This is a genomic window from Streptomyces sp. NPDC055013 (genome assembly GCF_053608645.1).
This window is the reverse complement of record NZ_JBSGVW010000011.1, coordinates 12,028-29,822: the sequence shown is the minus strand read 5'-3', so window position 1 is coordinate 29,822 and position 17,795 is coordinate 12,028. Positions and strand designations below refer to the sequence as shown.

Here is a 17,795-nt window from a genome sequence, read left to right as displayed (position 1 = left end):
CGGGAATTCATGACGTGGAATCTGGATCATCTTCATCCCTCTCGGGGAGCCTGATGTCGTATTCCTTCATCAGGTATCCCTCGTGTGTCTTCTTGGCCTCGTCGGAATTCCCCTTCACCAGCATGTACTTCACACGGTTCTCCTTGAGGGCCGTGCGAAGGTTCTCTGCCAGGTCCAGTTCATCCTGGGCCGCCTTGCGTAGCTCCTCGGCCTTGACCGGGTCGGGCTCCGCGGCCGCGTCGTCCAATCCTTTCAGACCGCGCTTGTCCATCTCGTGCAGGATCGTCTTGAAGTACTCCCGGGTGCCCTGGGAGACCTGCTTGATGGACGGGCCATCCGCGTCGTCGCCGTCGGTTTCCTGGCTGTCCTCTCCGGCCGTGTCCTGCCCGTGCTCGTCATCCTCCCCGGGCTCGGGACGGTCGGGGTCGTTCGCATCGGCCGGAAGTCCCTGGCGGTCTCCCTCTCCGGCCCTCAGGGAACCCTTGCACTCGACGACGATGTAGTCGAACTCGGTCTCGTCCGGCGGTGCGTCCCATATCTGGTCGAAGCGATTGTTTCCTTCGGCGCGATCATCGATGCGAACGGCGCCATCGAAATTATTGGGGATTGCGTGGAGTTCGGCGACTTCGTCTCCGTACCGCTCGCTCTCCTTGCCCCTCGCCGCATGGTATGGCCTGTGTTCCTCGTCGGCTTCCTTGAAGGCGGCTTCATTCTCAGGAGTTTTGTTTGCCTTGAGCGCCTTCTGTGCCGCTTCCCTCTTCGTATGCGGAGCTCTGTCCGCCTCGATCGCGTCTGCTCGCGCCGCTGCACGCTCATCAAGCTTGTCGAGGGTGTCCTGGGAGGGGCCCCCATGGGTCCGGCCCACAGGATCCACGTTCGGGTTGACGTACGTCGGAGCCGGAGCCTGCGGGACTCTGCTCGCTGCCATCCACGGCTTCTGAGGGTCGCCAGTGGCACGCAGTTTGGGTAGAAAGTGACCCTCGTACTTGTTCTGTCGCCTATGGCGGTACGGACGGCCGGTCGAGTCTACTCGGTAGTACTTCTCGAAGAAGGCGGGATTGGTATTGGCCAGGTGGACCATGTGGTCGATCCACTCGTCGTCCGTCCTGGGGTCGTTTGTGGGGTCGCCCGTCGGTTGTGCGGGGCCTTCGGGGCGCTGTGATGTCTCTGGCTTCCCTGTGTTCGCAGGGGTCTCGGGGGCGACCTCCCCGTACAGGGGTTTCTTGCCTGCCGTGGCCTCGTTGATGTGCCGGGACGCGTCGGCGTTCCTGCCGTCGGGCAGACTCTCGCGAGTCGGGACCGTGGAGTCCCTGGTCATCTCGCTGGGGCGGTCGCGGTGATCGCTTGCTCGTGACTCGGTCGGGTCGTCGGACCGCGCCTGGTCAGGGGTGTCGGACCGGTCCTTGCCCGGCGTCTCAGATCGCGGGTCATCGAGATGATCGGGGTGCGTCTGGTCGGGTCGCGGTGGGGCCTCGGGGCGCCGACCGTCGGGTCGCTCGTCCGTATCCGGCTTCTTCTGCGTGGGGGTGTCCCGATGCGGATCAGACGTACGCGGGTCGGGCGTACGGGGGTCCGAAGCGCGAGGATCGGACGTGCGCGGGTCCGCTGTGCGCGGGTCCATGGTGCGAGGGTCTGCAGTGCGTGGGTCGGTGGCCCGGGGGTCCCTGCTCTCCTGGTGCGGGGTCGATGTACGCGGGTCCGAGGGCGTGGTGTTCTGCTGAGGTGTGTCCCGGTCGGTCGTGGGGTCGTTCGGGTTGTCCGTCGCAGGCCGAGTGGGAGGCGTGCCCTTGTCCGGCGTGCCGTTGTCGGATGCGGTGTCGGTGGGCGACTGCCGGTGTTCCGAGGAGGAGTCGGGGCGCGTCGCCTCGTCCGGGCGTGACTGCTGGTCCGGGGTGCTCGGTGTCCCCTGGGACGGCTCACGGCCATCGGGCGTGCCATCCGGCTCGGACGTGTTCGGGTCGGCCGTCGACGGCTGCGCGGGGTCCGCGTTGTCCGATGCGTCCGGGGATGGCGTGACTGTCGGCTTGGGGGCGTCGGTTGCCGTGTCGGTGTCATCGCCCTGCGTCGCCGGGGTGTCGTCCGAGGCGTCGTTCTGCGGGCTTAGGGTGTTCTCCGGTTGTGCGTCGTTCTTGGAGTTTTCCGGCTGGGACGTGTCGTCGTTCTGGTTCTGCGACCCGTCCGTCTGGTTGTCGGAGTCCTTGGAGTCCTTGTCGGCGGACTGGCTGGTGTCGATGGGATTGCGGTCGGCGTCCAGCGGGATGTGCCAGACATGCTTGGCCTGGTCGAGGTGGAGGGGCTTCTCGCTGACCTCTCCGCTCTGGGTGTCGATCCAGACGATCTTGCCGTTGTGGTTGACGACATTGAAGGCGTGGCCGCCTCCACCGGGCCAGTCGACCTGGACGATGGCCGCCGAGCCGGGTCCCGCTTGCTGGAGGGTGGAGGCGATGTTGTTGGCGGTATTGGGGTCGCCGCCGGGCCCGGCATAGGTGTGGGCGGCGCCCGTCCAGCGGATCTGGTTGGCGTTCGCGTTGTTCTCGGGGGTGAACGGGTTGTGCTTGCCGTTCTCGTCGAGGTCGACGGTTCGCGGGGCTGAGACCTGGGGGTTTCCGTACCAGGTTTCCAGGAACGAGCGCGAGCAGTCGGCGCAGTTGTTGCTGCGCCCCGGGACCGTGTTGCCACCGTCGTTCTGGAGCTGCGACCAGGGACCGAACGGGTCGGGGAAGCGTTCCGGGGTGCCGTCTTCGTTGTGCGGGACCGCGTCGACCAGTGCCTGCTGATCGGCCGGGTCGGGATCGGACAGGCCGCCGGGGGCGGTGTCCAGGTCGGCACGGATGTCATCCAGGCTGTCCTGCTGCGACGTCTGGTTGTTGGAGTCGCTGGGGGTGGCCTGAGGGGAACCCGGGGACTGCGGTGTGGCGGGGTCCGCGTGCTGCGGTGTGCCGGAATCCGGGGTGGGAATGACGGTGTGTACCGGGACCACCGTCACCTGCTGTTGTTGCTGTGAGTCGCGCGGTGAGTTCTCCGACTTGTGAGGCTGTGCGGCCGGTTGTTGCGGAGCGTGGGGAGCGTTCGGCGTGCTGCCGGAAGGCTGGTGGGGTGGCCTGGTGGGGGAGGGCCCGGCACTCGGCTGGTTCGTGGTGCCGGGCGTCCCCTGAGTGGTAGGGCTGTGGGTGGCGGGACCGGGCTGGGCCGACGAGTTCGGGGTGCTGTTGCTCGGTGTCGAGGAGCTCGGCGTACCGCTGTTGGGTGTCGACGTACGCTCGGGCCCACCGCCGGTCGAGGTGGACGGCGACGTCGTGGGCGTGCTCGTGGAGGGCGATGCCGTCCTGGGCGGCGTCGACTGGGCCGGAGTCTGGTTCGGCGTGCTCGTCCTCGGGCCGTGGCCCGGGGTGGGGGTACGGGTGCCGCCCGCCGAGTCCGCGGTGTTGCGGGGCGTGGTGCCGTCGCCCGGTGTTGTCGTCCCGGGGTTGTTGCGGGGCGGAGTGCGGTCGCTCGGCGTGGTGCCGGGGTTGTTGCGGGAGTTGGAACCGTCGTTCGGGTTCGAGGTCCCGGGGTTGTTGCGAGGCGTGCTCCCGTCGCCCGGCGTAGCGGTCCCGGGGTTGCCGCGCGGCGCAGTGCGGTCGCCGGGCGTCGCAGCGGCAGGTGTGTTCCGAGGCGTGCTGCCCTCCCCCGGGGTCGTACCCCCGGGCCGCTGGGCCGGTATTCGACCATCCGGCGTGCCCTGGGTACCCGGCGTACGCCCGTCCCCCGCCCCCGGAGCACGTCCGTCCGGCGTTGAGGCAGGCCTACTCCCCGGCGTTGCGGTAGACGTACCGCCCGGCGTTGAGGCCGACGTACTCCCCGGCGTTGAGGCCGACGCACTCCCCGCCGTCGCAGCAGGCGTAACGCCCGCCGTCGCAGCAGGCGTACTCCGAGGCGCCGCAGAAGGCGTGGCGCTCGGAGTGGAGGCAGGCCCCGTCCCCGTGGCCGACGGCGTGCCAGGTGTACCCGCGGAAGGATTCCTCGCCGGGGCGGAGTTGGCGTTCGGGCTTGTGGTGGACGGCGTGCTGGAGCCGCCGGAGGCGCCCGGGCTGTGCTGTCCGCCCGGAGTCGCACCCCCGGTGGAAGGCGCCGTGGGTGACGTGGGCATGGCTGAGCCGCCGTCGGAACGGCTGCCGGAACCGGAGGGAGACGAGTCGGCTGCCGGTGCCGGTGCGGCGTTGGACTGGGTGGGAGCGGTGGCGGCCAGGCCGTCGATCTGGGTGCCGATCGAGCCACTGCCCGGCGAGGAGGACGTACCGCCGGACGACGTGGCTCCCGACGAGGGCGTGGACTGCGGGCTCGGGGACGACAGGCCGGATACGCCGGAACCACCGCCGGAGTGGGACGGCCCGGACGAGCTCGGGGTGCCCGACGAACCGTTGGAACCAGGGGAGTTGGTCGACGGCCCGCCGGACGAGGGGTCGTCGAAGTCGGACAGGGACGAGCCGGACGGGGCCACCGTCGGCCTCGAATACGGCGTGTCCGAGGAGGACGGATTCTGACCGGGGCCGGAGCCGGAGTTGGAATCGGACCCCGAGCCGGAGTCGGGACCCGCCCCCACGTTCGGTCCGCCGATGTCGTTGCCGCCGGTGTCGGCCGATATCCCGCTGCCGATGTTCGCACCCGGCCCGCTGCCGTTGCTCGAACGCGACGACGTCGACGAGTCCGACGATCCCGAAGAACCGGAGTCCGAGGAAGAGTTGGAGTTGGAGTTGGAGCTGCCCGAGCCGGAGTCTCCGCTTCCGCTGCTGCCGTCCCCACTCCCGCTATTGCTACTGCCGTCCCCGCTCCCGTCGGCCCCGGCACCGCTGTTGCTGCCCGGCGTCCCCGACGGCCCGTTGTACCCGTCGATACGGCTGTCGATCGCGTGGTGGAAGCGGTCGCCCGCCTTCTTGCCCATGCTGTCGCGCACGCCCTCGGCGAACGTCTGCGGGCTCTGCTTCAGGGCCTCCAGCCCCGCCGTGCCGCCGGCCTTCATGGTGGCGCCGACGTCGTAGCCCTCCTGGGCGCCGAAGCCGACGTTCACGGTCTGGCGGATGAGGTCGGTGATGATCGCCTCGATCGCCGAGATCGCAGGTTCCTTCATGGTCTCGATGAGTGCCTCGAGCAGCGCCTTTTTGAGCTCGTCGAGGATGCGGCGCACGAGGAGGCGGGCCGCCTGGGTGGCGCCCATTCCCGCTACCGAGGACAGACCGAAGGTGAAAGGCGCGGCGGCAGCCGCGGCGGCGATCTGGATGGCCAGGGCGATCAGCTGGGCGATCACCGCCCACTTGGCGAACTCGACGAGGTAGGCGCAGGTCTCCATCACATTCGCGATGAGGAAGGCGGCCTCGGCGGCGTTCCGGAGGTAGCCGTCTCCGCCGCCCCCGCCGTCGAACTTCTCGTACGTCTTCGTGAACTTGTCGATCGACTCGCCGGCGTTGTTGGCGGTCACCGTGCGGGCGCTGGTGTTCGCCTTGGTGTGCAGGTCGGTGACGTCCTCGCCGAACTTGCGCCACAGGGCCGCCGAGTCTCTGAGCTTGTCCTCGTCTGCCGTAGGCCATTTGTAGCCCAGCATCTGGAGAACCCACTCGAGTTCGTCCGGCAGCATCATCGACACAGCAGAAAGCACCCCCGTCAGACAACACGGCCGTACACGTCCCTCACCAGCCAAGGGAAATCACACAGGAGTACAGCCGTCAGCAAAGTTTACGGACTCACCTGTTGATGACTTCACGTGTTTGCTGTCACAAGTCCGTTGCAGGTCGCCGCTGTTGCCTGAACCGAGCGGCAGGAGGGCCGTCCGGTCATTGTGTACGGCCCTGGCTGCGCTGTCGGTGTCCCTTGACGTCGGGTCGGCCGACGTGGCCCTGGGCGCGTTCGGACTCGCCGAGCCAGAGGTGCGGGACGTACTGCTGGACCGCCGAGACCAGTTCCTGTCGGCAGGGTGCGGGGAAGGGAAGGCGGTGGCGCAGGCGGGGCAGGTCGGGGTGCAACGGCTCCTCGTCGCGGACGAGGGTCCACAGGACGGGGTCGTCCCGGTCGAGGGGACCGATGGGGAACAGTTCGAGGGAGTAGACCTTCTGGCTTCGGCCGAACTTGCTCCAGTACAGGCCGACTCCGGCGAGCCCCTGCCAGGGGATGACGTTGCGAAGCTTTCCGTTCTCGACCCACAGGCCCGTGGCGTCGACGAGGATCCGGCTGCGACGGTTCGCCCAGTTGGCGATGAACAGGAATACGCCGAGCGCGCCGAGCAGCAGCATGAACACGAGGCCCACGTAACCCGCCGGGTTGGATTCCCCCTTCTGGTTCCCGGTAGCAACCACGACCGCGCCGACGACGCCGACCGCACCCATCGCGATGAGCAGGACGGAGCAAGGGAGGCCGGTCATGGCGCCGCGACGGCCGGTCCGTATGACCATGGCGTCGGGTGCGGGGGAGGGCGTGTGCGAAGGCAACATGGTGCGTGAGCTTAGCGAATTGACCTACGCTGCCTCCTCATGACGACGCACGGCCGGGAACTCGGCGGGGAACAGGTAGAGACGCAGCTGCGTGCCGACGTGGGCGATCCGGTCCCGCCCGGAGTGGACGAGTTCCGGTCGAGCTTCCAGAGGCAGGCGGATCCGGGGTTCGCGAGACAGCGGTCGCAGCAGGCGCGGAGCGCGCGCGGTGGGCTCATGGCCGCCGGGGCGCTGGTGGCGCTGGTCTGTCTCTTCGTGATCGTGGGACGCCTCAACAGCGGTGCGCAGGCGGGTGTGGGGACCGTGCTGTACGCCGTGAGCCTCGCTTCCGCCGGTCTCAGCGTGGAGTTGGCGCGGCGCGCCCGCACCCGCCTGGCCATGATGGCGATCATCCTCGCGGCGGCGGGCGCGTCGCTGGCGGGCGCGATGCCCTGACTCGCTCGATTCCGGCCACCGAACCCGAGGGCAGGCTCAGGTCAGGTCGTACGGACCACGCGGATCAGACCTTGGTGAAACACAACGTGTAGTCGAACCCTCGGCTGTTGCGGTACTGGATGCCGTAGTCGTACTTCGCCGAGCACTCCTGGTCCTGTCCGGGCAGCAGGGCACCCGTCTTGTACTCGGCCTCGGGCGAGCCGCAGTCGACGACGGTCGGCAGCGGTTCGCCCTGAGGGTCCGCGACCTTCACGCAGTCGCCGATCTCGGGGTCGTGCGTCTTGTCCTCCTCGGCGGCCGCGGATGCCGAAGCCTCCGCTTTCGCCTTGCCGCCGGTGGGGCTGGTGTTGTAGTCCCAGACGTAGTAGCCCAGCCCACCGAAGATCGCTATGACGACGACGGCGGCCTTCACCATCCGCAGCACCCCTCCCGGCTGCGGGCGCTGAGGCCCGCGCGGCGGCTGCGGCTGAGGTTGCTGCGGGTATCCGTACCCCTGCTGCGGCTGTCCGTACGGCTGCTGCGGCTGTCCATACGTCTGCTGTGGCTGCCCGTAGGGCGGTTGCGGCTGCTGTCCGTACGGCTGATTCGGATACTGCGGTGGAGGCGTCGACATGCCCGGGAACCCCGTAATCGGCTGAACGTTGAATGAAATGGCAAAGGTCAACGCGAAGTTGACCCGGCGCAGGCTATCCCCCGACGTCAGCCGGCCCGCCACCGGGTCAGAAGTAGCTGATCAAGAAAGTCACCCCGGCGCCGACGAGCCCCATCCCGATCATGCCGATCACGGCCGACCGCGTCACTCCCCGCCCCGCCGCCTCCCAAGCGGCGTCGAACGAGATACGGCTCGTCCCGAACGGAGCGAACCCGGTGGCGAGGCAGAACACTCCGAGCCCGGTGAACACCCAGCCGCCGAAGAACGCGGCGAACCAGCGCCAGGCCCGGTCCATCCCGGCCTGGACGTAGTCGGCACCCGTACCGCCCTGCGACGCCGGCGGCGACGTCTGCTGCACGGACAACTCGGTTCCCTGCGCGTACCGTTGCCTGACCTGCACCGCCGCGCGGGCGTCGGTGCTCTTGCCGCCCTCCGCGACGAACGTGCCCTCGCAGCGGACGGGACGGCGGTTCTTACGGCTGCTGCGGGAGGCGTTGTTCGGGTAGCTCACCTCGCACTGTTGCACCGTCAGGGTGCCGTGGGTGCCCGCCCAACCCGCCGCGTACGCCCCCTCGTACGCGCCGAACCCGCTCAAGCCGAGGCCCGCGACCAGAAAGACCAGGCCGCCCGCGCGTCCCAGGCGCCCGAAGGCTCTGCCGAGGAGGCCGGCGAGGGAACGGTCGACGCCGGTGCCGTTTCCTGTGCCTTGCGTCCGAGCCATGATGATGCGGTCCTTCCGATGCGGTCCTTCTTCTCTACGGCCGGTGGGGGCCCAGCATGGCACCCCCGTGTGACGGGAGATACTTCAGGTGTCGAGAGGCGACGAGAGGCAGCGACATGACGAGGCAACCCGAGAACTCATCCAACCCGCAGGGCTCTTCGCAGGAGCGCGGCGTGCTCGACGAGGCACTCGAACCCGAACAGATCCGTTCCCTGAACTCCGCCCTGCGCAAGCTGTCCGAGACCGACGTCGGCGGCAAGGACCTGCAGGAGGCGGCCAAGAAGCTGCTCTCCGGCCGCCTCGCCCTGCGCGACGCCATGGACGACCCCGCGGTGTCACGAGCCCTGGGCGGAGGCATGGCCTCCCTGCGCGGTCAGTGGGAGTCGCTCTCGGAGGACGAGCGCGACCAGATCAGGCACGGCGAGCCGCTCACCGGCGGTGACCCCGCCACCGGGCCGTCGGAGCCGAAGCGGGCGCAGGGCGAGGATTCCCAGTCCGGGAAGAAGAACCAGGGGCGGCACAGCGGAGGGTTCTCGCTGTACTGAGCACACCCGAGCCGTACGTTCACGCACGCCCGAGACGTACGGTCACGCCCAAGCCGTAGGCGTCATGCCTGGCGCTGCTTCCGGTACAGCGCGATGGCCGCCTCGGTCGGATAGTTGGGCACGGTGACGGTCTCACCGGTGTCCTTGGCGACCACGATCTTGCTACCGCCGGGCGGCGCCGGCTGAGCCCGCCCGGCGGCGTCCGCGACCGGCGGGAACACCGCGAACACCAGGTATCCGATGTCGAACTCCGCCACGCGCAGCTCGGCCGGAGTGCCGTCCGGCAGCTCGGGCTGCGCGCAGCGGCTGCGCACGATGGCGAGGGCCTGCTCGGAGGAGGTGGGCGGTGCCGGGTGGTCCGAGGTCACGGGCGCTCTCCTTGTCGCCTCGGCTGTCCCGGTCAGAACAACCCGTGCCACATCTGCTCGACGATCAGCGACCACCAGGTCTCCGCGTGGCCCAGCGCGGACGCGTCCACGGCCGCCAACTGCTCCTGCAGCGCCGCCACTTCCGCACCGGCCGCGACCGGGTCCAGGCCCCGCAGCCGCTGCCGCGCGCCGGCGAGCAGCGCCAGGGAGCGAGCGAATGCGGCGACCGAGACGTTGACGTAGCGGGCCTCGGCAGTGACCGGATCCACGGCCCAGAGGGCGCCGAGTCCGTCCGGCTGTCCCGAGCCCGGCAGGACCTGCACAGCGATGACTGCGACACCGTCGAAGCCGATCCGGACCAGGTGCGTCAGGGCGCCGATCTTCTCCTCGCCGGCCGGGCTGCGGCGCTCGCGCAGATTCGTGGCGACGTCGGTGAACAGGCCACCGGCCGGAGGGGCGTCGGACCGGTCGGCGGTGAAGAACAGCGGGAGGTCCGCCGGCAGCCCCGCCCAGGTGAGCGTCGCCCCGGTAGCCTCGGGCAGCGCGCTGCCGGTGATGTCGTCGGCGTCGAAGCGACGGACGCCGTCCTCGCCGAAGACCTCGACGAGCCGGCGGCCCAGCGCCACGTCACGCATCGGGTCCGCGGGCGTCACCTGCGCGGGAACCGGCAACCGGTGCGGACGGGGCGGCGGCTGCTGCCCGGCGATCCGATGCATCGTCTCGACCTGCTCGACCAAAGCCTCGATGCCCTCCGCACGCGCCTCGGGACGAGCCCCGTAGGTCTGTGAGCAGGAGAGCTGGGCGTTGCGGAAGGTGTTGAGGAGCTCGGCCGTATAGCCGCCGGGGAGCAGGCTGGGACGCAGATCGGTGTGGATGGCCAGGACGTTCTCGGCGGGTACGTTCATCCGCCGCAGCTCCCCCCACGCCTGGTACTCGGCGGGAGGCAGGCCCGGAGCGGAGGTGCGGAAGAGCGTGGTCTCCTCGCCGTTCGCCGGATCCGTGTACGTGAAGACAGCGGTGTTGCCGGGACCGGTGACGGGACGGGCACCGCCTTCGGACGCACCCGCGCCGCCGTGCTTCTGCCGGTACATCTGCACGACTTCGTCGACCGGCACCGACGGCCAGACCGTCAGTTCGCCGGTACGGCGGTCCACGACCCCGCACGCGTTGCCGATGTCGGCCGGCGGCCGCCGCTCCCCGGTCTCCGGGTCACGCTCGGGCTCCGCAGGCGCCGCCCACACGACCCAGCCCAGGTCGAACTCCTGCGTCCGGACCTCGCGGCGCGGCTCCGTGGAGCCTTCCGGGTTGAGCCAACGGTCGGCGATGGCGAGCGCCTGCTCCTGGCTGGTCACGGGGAGGCTCCTTCGAAGTCATGGGTTGTGGGTGCCTACGAGGCTATCCCCGCGCCGGTCGCGCGCATACGGAGGGCCTTCGCCCCACGCTCGGTGGCGAGGAGAAGGATGCCGTCGGGGGACAGGTCGGCCGCGGTGAAGGGCGTGTCGGAGATCAGCGCGGCCACGACTGCCTGATCCGCCCGGTCCCAGACCCGCAGGTAGTCGGCGCCGCGGCTCAGGCCCAGCGGGGCGGCGGCCCGATCCTCCTCCGACGGGAGAAGAATCTGCTCGGGATCGGCGTCGCCCAGGGAAACAGGCTGCACGAGGCCATGGACGAGCACCGCGGAACCGGCCTCATCGCCGGGGGCACCGACCGGCCGTGCACCGGGCGTCCCCGCGGGAACCACCAGTACGGCGACCGGGGTGGCAGATCCGTCGGAGCGAGGCAGGCTGCCGACGGTCACGGCGCTGACACCGGGCAGGGACAGGCTCCACAGCGTCTGCCACGGCAGTTCCAGCCCGAGCCGCTGGTGTATCGCCTCGGCGTACTCGGGCAGGCCGTCCTCGACGAACGCGGTCTCCAGCAGGGCGGCACGCAGCGTGACGGGCGCCTGGGCGCGGGTCAGCAGGGGCGCCGTACGCAGGTACGTACGGGCGGGAGCGCCCAGCTCCTCGGTCGGTACCGCCTCGATGGCGGCGCGCAACGGCACCGGATCGGCGTGCACGAACAGCCCCGGATCGGTGAGGAGTTGGGGCAGCAGCCCCGCTTCCAGCGTGTGGCCCGCGATGTTGTCGCGCACGTAGGGGTCGGCCTTGCTCCAGTCCTGCTCCGGCACGGCCTCCAGCAGGGCCATCGCGATCTGGCTCTGAGCGGCGGCAACGTTCGGCAGACCGGCACGGATCTCGTCGCTGATGGCCGGGTGCAGCAGCCGCAGCAGCGTACGTCCGCCGTCCTCGGGGCTGCCCTCCGCCGCGTCCGCTTCCTGTTCCGCTTCCTGTTCCTCGGGCTGCACGAACGGCGCGGCCAGCAGCATCCCGCCCGCGATGGCCTGGCTCATGTCCTGCCCGGCGACCGCGCTCGCCAGCCGCGCCCACAGTTGGACCGGCAGGCCGTCGGCCTCGGCCAGGGCAAGCGGTGCCAGCAGGAGTCGTAGCGTCTGCGAGTCGGTGCCGAGCCGCCTGGCGTGCAGGTCCAGGGCGTCAGCAATAGAGGTCGGCAGGAACCTCTCGTCGGCCGGGTCGAAGCCCTCCGGAGCCATCAGGATGCAGTTGACGGCGAGTTGGACGACCAGCGGACTCGTCCCGGCCCGGCGGCCGATGGTCGCCCCCAGGGCGAGACGGGCGGCGGGATCCACGGTGAACGGAAGCTCGGGTGCTCCGAACTCCGGGCTCAGTGCCGCCTGGGCGTGCCGCAGCAGGCCCTCGGGGTCGGCCCACTCCGGCTCGTCGAGGTCGATGACCTGCACGGCGCCGGAGGGCAGCCCCCCGGCCAGCTCGGCGGCCAGCGGACGCGGTACCTCGGCCAGCAGCCGGACCGTCTCCGTGGCGGCCAGGGGGGAGAGCACCTCGGACCAGCCGTGCGGGTTCGCCCGCCGTCCGTACCGGTCCGGCACGGTCGACGTCCGGTACGACGACGGTCACCGGCTCGTCGAGTGCGGCCAGCTCGGCGTACACGCCCTCGTCGCTGGTGGCGTTCAGCTCGTAGTGATCGGCGAGCAGCCACAGGACCTGGGCCGCGGTCAGCCCTTCGGGAGCGGGTACGGCCGGGACCGGCAGCTCCGGAGGCACCGTCGTCGGGTCCATCGCGTCCAGCGGGAGCCGCTTGCGGTACTCCGGCTCGCACAGCATCAGAAACCCGGTGAGCAGCCGCGAACGCCCGCTGCCGGAACCGCCGGTGACCACGACGACGCGCGGAGCGCCGGGCGCGGCCTCCCGCCATGCGGTGAGTGCGCGCAGTGCGGCGCTCCGGCCGCCTATGTGGGGGTGCGGTGCGTAGTCCTCGGTCGAGCCGGTCATGGGTCCCCGTCCTCCGTCATCGCGGACGCATATGTGCAGGACCTTGATCTTAGGCGCCGGGCCGGTCCCGCGGTCGGGCCCGGCCTCCAACGCCTGCGGCGTACCCCCGCAGCCGACCTACTCCGCCGCCACCCCACCATTACGCGGCGCAGCCTCCAGATCGAACTCCCCGTCCCGCGCCCCCAGTACGAACGCCCGCCACTCCGCCTCGGTGTACCGCAGCACGGTGCCGGGGTCCAGGGACGACCGCATGGCCACCGCGCCCGCCGGCAGGTACGCGATCTCGACCCGCTCCTCGTGCGCCTCGGTGCCGGGCGCGCACTGCCACTCGACCCCCGAGATGTCGAGGGCGTACAGCTCGTCCCGCTCCCGCTCCTTGCGCGCCTTGACGTCCTCGGACTGAGTCCCGACCTCGTTGTTGCGTGCCTCGGTCATGCCGCTGGGCCTCTTCCTGACGTGCGAACGACGTACGTGGCTCAGCCTACTTGCGTCGGCCGCCCCGCACGTGCCCGTCGCGGATCAGAGGTCCTGGCGAGGCCGCAGGTTGCTGTGCACGACGCCGGTCGGCACCTGCACCTGGCCGTCGTACTCGGACATCGTGCGCTGCCAGATGGCGTCCTGCTCGGCCTCGTTCTTCTCGTGCGCCACGCCCATCTTGGTGAAGGCGACGCCCATGCCGGCGAGGCGCTCCGCCAGACTGGCCATCGACTCGTACATGCCGTCGCGCAGGCCCTCGTAGACGACGCCGAACTTCTCGCCGATGTCGTCGTCGCCCCAGGGCGGGGTGTCGCCCTTCTCGAGCGCGGTCAGCCCGGTCTGCAGGGCCGTCACGGCCTTGGCGAAGTCCACTCCGACGCCGAACATGTGAAAGCCCTCGGTCTTGAGGACCTCAGGGTCGGAATCCATGTAGTCCGACGGCACAACTGCCCCCCGTGGCTCGCCTTTTCTGTCGCAACGCCACTCTAACGGGGACACCCGTACGAGACCCAGCCCTCACGTCGGCAACGGAGAGGGGCGGCACCCACATGGGTACCGCCCCTCCCGCTCGACCGACCGCTCCTCAGAACCGGTTCGGCACCCAACCCGTCTGAATCAGCTGTCCACCCCGGCGCCGCGTGTGGAAGTGTCCACGCCCGGGCGGCAGTTGCGTCGCGGTGATGTTGCCGAGCAGCGCACCCTCCGCCCGGTCGCCGGAGAGCACGACACCCTGGGCACCGAGCTCGCGCATCCGCTGCATCACGGGCTCGTACAGCGACCGGCTCGCACCGCCCGAGGCGCGCGCGATGATGACGCGCAGGCCGATGTCACGGGCGAACGGCAGGTACTCCAGCAGCGGGGCCAGCGGGTTCACGCCGGTCGCCACCAGGTCGTAGTCGTCGACGATGACGAACGCGTCCGGGCTGTTGTACCAACTGCGGTTGCGCAGCTGCTCGGGCGTGACGTCCGGGCCGGGCATACGGCGGTGCATCGAGCCGGCCAGGCCCTCCAGCGTCTCCGTCAGGGCCGGCGCCGAGGCGCAGTACCGCGACAGGTGCGAGTCGGGCACGCCCTCCAGGTGGGCGCGTCGGTAGTCGCCCATGACGATCTTCGCCTTGTCCGGCGAGTAGCGCTCGGTGATCTGCTTGACGAGCAGCCGGAGCATCGCGGACTTACCGGACTCGCTCTCACCGAACACGATGAAGAGCGGGTCCGTCTCGAAGTCGACGAAGACCGGCGACAGCGACGACTCGTCGATGCCGATGGCGACACCGCGGTCCGGGTGCTCGAAGCCCTTGGGCAGCCCGTCCGCCGGCATCATCGTGGGCAGCAGCCGGACGGCCGGGGCTTGCTGGCCCTGCCAGTTGTCGTTGATGCCGCGCACGAGGATCGACGTCGCCTCCGACAGGTCCTCCGTCTCCGAGGAGCCGTCGACCCGGGGCAGGCCCGCCATGAAGTGCAGCTTGTCCGAGGTCAGACCGCGGCCCGGCACGGTGGCCGGGACGTTCTGCGCGACCTTGCGGTCGATCTCGGACTCCGTCGGGTCACCCAGCCGCAGTTCGATGCGGTTCTGCAGCATGTCCTTGAGCGCGGGCCGCACCTCGGTGTAGCGGCTCGCCGTCAGGATCACGTGCACACCGAAGCCGAGGCCGCGCGTGGCGATCTCCGTGACCGTCGCCTCGAGCATCTCGTAGTCGGTCTTGAAGGTGGCCCAGCCGTCGATGACGAGGAAGACGTCGCCCCAGAGCTGGTCCGGCAGCTGGCCCGAGTTGCGGCGCTGCCGGTAGGTCTGGATCGAGTCGACGTTGTTGGTGCGGAAGTACTCCTCACGCGCGTTGAGGATGCCCTCGACCTCGCTGACCGTACGGCGCACCTTCTCGGCGTCGAGACGGTTCGCGACGCCGCCGACGTGCGCCAGCTCCTCCATCGAGATCAGACCGCCACCACCGAAGTCCAGGCAGTAGAACTGCACTTCGGACGGCGTGTGGGTGAGGGCGAACGACGAGATGAGCGAGCGTAGCAGCGTCGACTTGCCGGACTGCGGGCCACCGACGAACAGGCCGTGGCCCGCACCGCCCGCGAAGTCCCGGTACAGCACGTCACGGCGCTGCTCGAACGGCTTGTCGACGAGACCGACCGGCACGTTGAGCCGGCCCAGCGCCGTGTAGTCGGGCGCGGTGAGGCCGCGGTCCTGGGTGACGGCGAGCTGCGGGAGCAGCTGCTCCAGCGAGGGTGCCTCGTCGAGCGGGGGCAGCCACACCTGGTGGGCGGGCGGTCCCTGGTTGATCATCCGGCTGACGAGCACGTCCAGCACGGTGTCGGCGAGCGCGTCGTCCACCCGGTTGTCGGGCTCCGGCTCCTCGATCACCGGCTGCGGGGGCAGCGCCACGTGCTCCGCCGAGAACAGCGCGGGCCGCAGCTGCGTGGAGCGGTGCACCCGGGACGGGCCCTCGCCGTGGTACGCCCCCGACACGTACGCCGCCTTGAAGCGGACCATGGTGTCGGTGTCGTACCGCAGATAGCCGGAGCCGGGGATCGACGGCAGGTGGTAGGCGTCCGGGACACCGATCGCCGTACGGGACTCGGCGGCGGAGAAGGTCCGCAGACCGATCCGGTACGACAGGTAGGTGTCCAGGCCGCGCAGCTTGCCCTCTTCCAGGCGCTGCGAGGCCAGCAGCAGGTGCACACCCAGCGAACGGCCGATACGGCCGATCTGGATGAACATGTCGATGAAGTCCGGCTTGGCCGTGAGGAGTTCGGAGAACTCGTCGAGCACGATGACCAGCGAGGCCATCGGCTCCAGCGCGGCACCCGCCGCCCGGGCCTTCTCGTAGTCGTGCAGGTTGGCGTAGTTGCCGGCCGAGCGCAGCAGCTCCTGACGGCGCTGTGTCTCACCCATGATCGAGTCGCGCATACGGTCGACGAGGGTGAGGTCGTCCGCGAGGTTGGTGATCACGGCCGCGGTGTGCGGCATGTCCGCCATACCGGCGAAGGTGGCGCCACCCTTGAAGTCCGCGAGGATGAAGTTCAGCGTCTCCGAGGAGTGCGTGACCGCGAGACCGAGCACCAGCGTACGCAGCACCTCGGACTTGCCGGAGCCGGTCGCGCCGACGCACAGGCCGTGCGGGCCCATGCCCTCCTGCGAGGCCTCCTTGAGATCCAGCATGACCGGCTCGCCGTTCTCGCCGACACCGATCGGCACGCGCAGCCGCTCGTGCAGCGTGCGCGGCCGCCAGGTGCGGGAGACGTCCACGGTGCCCGCGTCGCCGATGCCCATGAGGTCCGTGAAGTCCAGGTTGGACAGCAGCGGTTCGCCCTCCTCCGCGGAACCGACCCGGAAGGGGGCCAGCTGCCGCGACAGGGACTCGGCCTGCGCCGGGTTGAGCAGGTCGGGCTTGCCGGTGTAAGCGGACTCGTGGCCGACGAACAGCCGCATCCGGTCCGGCTTCACATAGACCGTCAGACCGGCGCGCAGGTCCTCCTCCAGCTCGCCGGGCGCGATCTCCAGGAAGGTGACGCCCTGGAGGCCCTCACTGCTGGCGAGTTCGGAGTCCGGCGGCACGGTGCCGCCGTCGAGCACCACGATCAGGTGCGGCTGGTCGTAGACCGGGGTCGCCTCACGGTTCCAGCGGGGCCTGTCGTCCAGCTGGTCCGCGAGCGCCTCCTCCAGCTCACCGAGGTCGTCGAAGAGGAGGCGGGACGAGCCCGCCCCGTCCTTGCTCTTCGGGTGCTGGCTGTGCGGCAGCCACTTGATCCAGTCCCAGTCCGCCGTCGAGGAGGGATGCGCCACCACGGCGATCATCAGGTCCTCGGGCGAGTGCAGCGTCGCCAGCTGGGACAGGGACGCACGGGCGTTGCCGTAGACCGTGTCCGTCTCGCCGCAGACCGTCACGTGGTAGAAGGCGCGCAGCGAGATGGCGACCGGCAGGTCGGAGAGACTGCCGTGCGCGTCGAGGAAGGCCTTCATGGCCGCCGCGGTCAGCGGCTCCAGCTCCTCCTTGGGCGCCGTCTCCGGCGCCACGAGCGGGGTGTTCAGCTGCTGGATGCCGCGACCGATCCGCACGGAGGCGAAGTCCGCGTCCGTCGGGCGCCGCTCCCACAGCCGCTTGCTGTCCGCCGCGACCGCCCACAGCTGCTCCGGGTCGGGGTGCTGGAAGAGCTGGCTCCGCCGCTGCAGATCCGCGGTCTTGTGTACGTCCTTGCGGACCTGCTCCAGGTAGCGGAAGTAGTCACGCCGGTCCTGAGCCATCCCCGCGCCGCCGCCCTGCTGACGGGACTTGGCGAACTGGGCGATGGCCATGGCCAGCGTCGAGGCGAGCATCAGCCCGCCGACGACCCTCATGTACGAGGGGAGACCCGGCATGAAGAAGAAGCCGACCGAACCCACCATGCCCATCATGGGCAGCAGGTTCATCAGCATGCTCTCGTCGCCCTCGCGAGGGATCTCAGGAGGCGTCTCGAGTTTGACCTCGCCCTCCGGGACGGCCGGGGGCACTATCCGCGGTGGTCGTTTGATGATGACGACGCTCACCGAATGCACTCATCCTTCGCGATTGATCGTGATACGTCCTGGCACCGACGCCCCCGTGTACCGCGACGTGTTCTTCGTTCGCGTAGGCGTCGTTCGCGTAGACAGCGATCCTACTGATGCGCCGCGTGCCCGAGGGAGGGAGGCGGATGGAGATGCGGCGCAGGTCCTGGGAGGAATGGGGGAGGTAGGTCCTTTCCCGGGTACCGCAACGGATATGGTGGCGCTCCGTGTCGTACGAGCGGCGCGAGGAAGCCT

General features: G+C 69.8%; 12 protein-coding genes. 2 read left to right on the top strand and 10 right to left on the bottom strand.

Annotated features, from left to right (window positions below):
* Window positions 1-7: 7 nt before the first annotated feature.
* Both ACWGDB_RS16300 and ACWGDB_RS16295 read right to left on the bottom strand, forming a co-directional pair.
* Complete coding sequence (locus ACWGDB_RS16300) at window positions 8-5,632, bottom strand: toxin glutamine deamidase domain-containing protein (protein WP_453823053.1); 5,625 nt, start codon at window positions 5,630-5,632, stop codon at window positions 8-10.
* Between the two features lie 175 nt (window positions 5,633-5,807).
* Window positions 5,808-6,461: a hypothetical protein gene (locus ACWGDB_RS16295; RefSeq protein ID WP_453823052.1), complete on the bottom strand. Its 654-nt coding sequence runs from the start codon at window positions 6,459-6,461 to the stop codon at window positions 5,808-5,810.
* 39 nt (window positions 6,462-6,500) lie between these two features.
* Between ACWGDB_RS16295 and ACWGDB_RS16290 the strand changes: the two genes are divergently transcribed.
* On the top strand, window positions 6,501-6,896 hold the full coding sequence (locus ACWGDB_RS16290) for a hypothetical protein (RefSeq protein ID WP_453823051.1): 396 nt from the start codon (window positions 6,501-6,503) through the stop codon (window positions 6,894-6,896).
* A gap of 64 nt (window positions 6,897-6,960) precedes the next feature.
* Here the strand turns inward: ACWGDB_RS16290 and ACWGDB_RS16285 are convergent, their stop codons facing one another.
* A complete protein-coding gene (locus tag ACWGDB_RS16285; RefSeq protein ID WP_406413596.1) occupies window positions 6,961-7,311 on the bottom strand; it encodes an LppU/SCO3897 family protein in 351 nt (116 codons plus the stop codon).
* A 304-nt stretch (window positions 7,312-7,615) separates the two neighbouring features.
* Window positions 7,616-8,269, bottom strand: coding sequence for a hypothetical protein (locus ACWGDB_RS16280; protein ID WP_453823050.1), 654 nt, complete (start codon window positions 8,267-8,269; stop codon window positions 7,616-7,618).
* 116 nt (window positions 8,270-8,385) lie between these two features.
* Here ACWGDB_RS16280 and ACWGDB_RS16275 point away from each other — a divergent pair, with 116 nt between their 5' ends.
* Window positions 8,386-8,814 carry a hypothetical protein gene (locus tag ACWGDB_RS16275; protein ID WP_453823049.1) on the top strand — a complete coding sequence of 143 codons (429 nt, stop codon included), beginning with the start codon at window positions 8,386-8,388 and terminating at the stop codon, window positions 8,812-8,814.
* Between the two features lie 62 nt (window positions 8,815-8,876).
* Here the strand turns inward: ACWGDB_RS16275 and ACWGDB_RS16270 are convergent, their stop codons facing one another.
* From ACWGDB_RS16270 to eccCa, 6 genes are all read right to left on the bottom strand, one after another.
* A complete protein-coding gene (locus ACWGDB_RS16270) occupies window positions 8,877-9,182 on the bottom strand; it encodes a hypothetical protein (protein WP_453823048.1) in 306 nt (101 codons plus the stop codon).
* Window positions 9,183-9,214: 32 nt separating this feature from the next.
* Window positions 9,215-10,534, bottom strand: a complete 1,320-nt coding sequence (locus ACWGDB_RS16265) for an SUKH-4 family immunity protein (RefSeq protein WP_453823047.1) — start codon at window positions 10,532-10,534, stop codon at window positions 9,215-9,217.
* A 35-nt stretch (window positions 10,535-10,569) separates the two neighbouring features.
* The gene (locus ACWGDB_RS16260; RefSeq protein WP_453823046.1) at window positions 10,570-12,129 is read right to left on the bottom strand and encodes an ATP-binding protein; all 1,560 of its coding nucleotides are present in this window, start codon (window positions 12,127-12,129) and stop codon (window positions 10,570-10,572) included.
* 520 nt (window positions 12,130-12,649) lie between these two features.
* Complete coding sequence (locus tag ACWGDB_RS16255; RefSeq protein WP_453823045.1) at window positions 12,650-12,967, bottom strand: DUF397 domain-containing protein; 318 nt, start codon at window positions 12,965-12,967, stop codon at window positions 12,650-12,652.
* 84 nt (window positions 12,968-13,051) lie between these two features.
* Entirely contained in the window at window positions 13,052-13,438 is a 387-nt protein-coding gene (locus ACWGDB_RS16250) for a hypothetical protein (RefSeq protein ID WP_453823044.1), read from the bottom strand.
* A 154-nt stretch (window positions 13,439-13,592) separates the two neighbouring features.
* Entirely contained in the window at window positions 13,593-17,540 is a 3,948-nt protein-coding gene (gene eccCa, locus ACWGDB_RS16245) for a type VII secretion protein EccCa (RefSeq protein WP_453823043.1), read from the bottom strand.
* Window positions 17,541-17,795 lie beyond the last annotated feature (255 nt).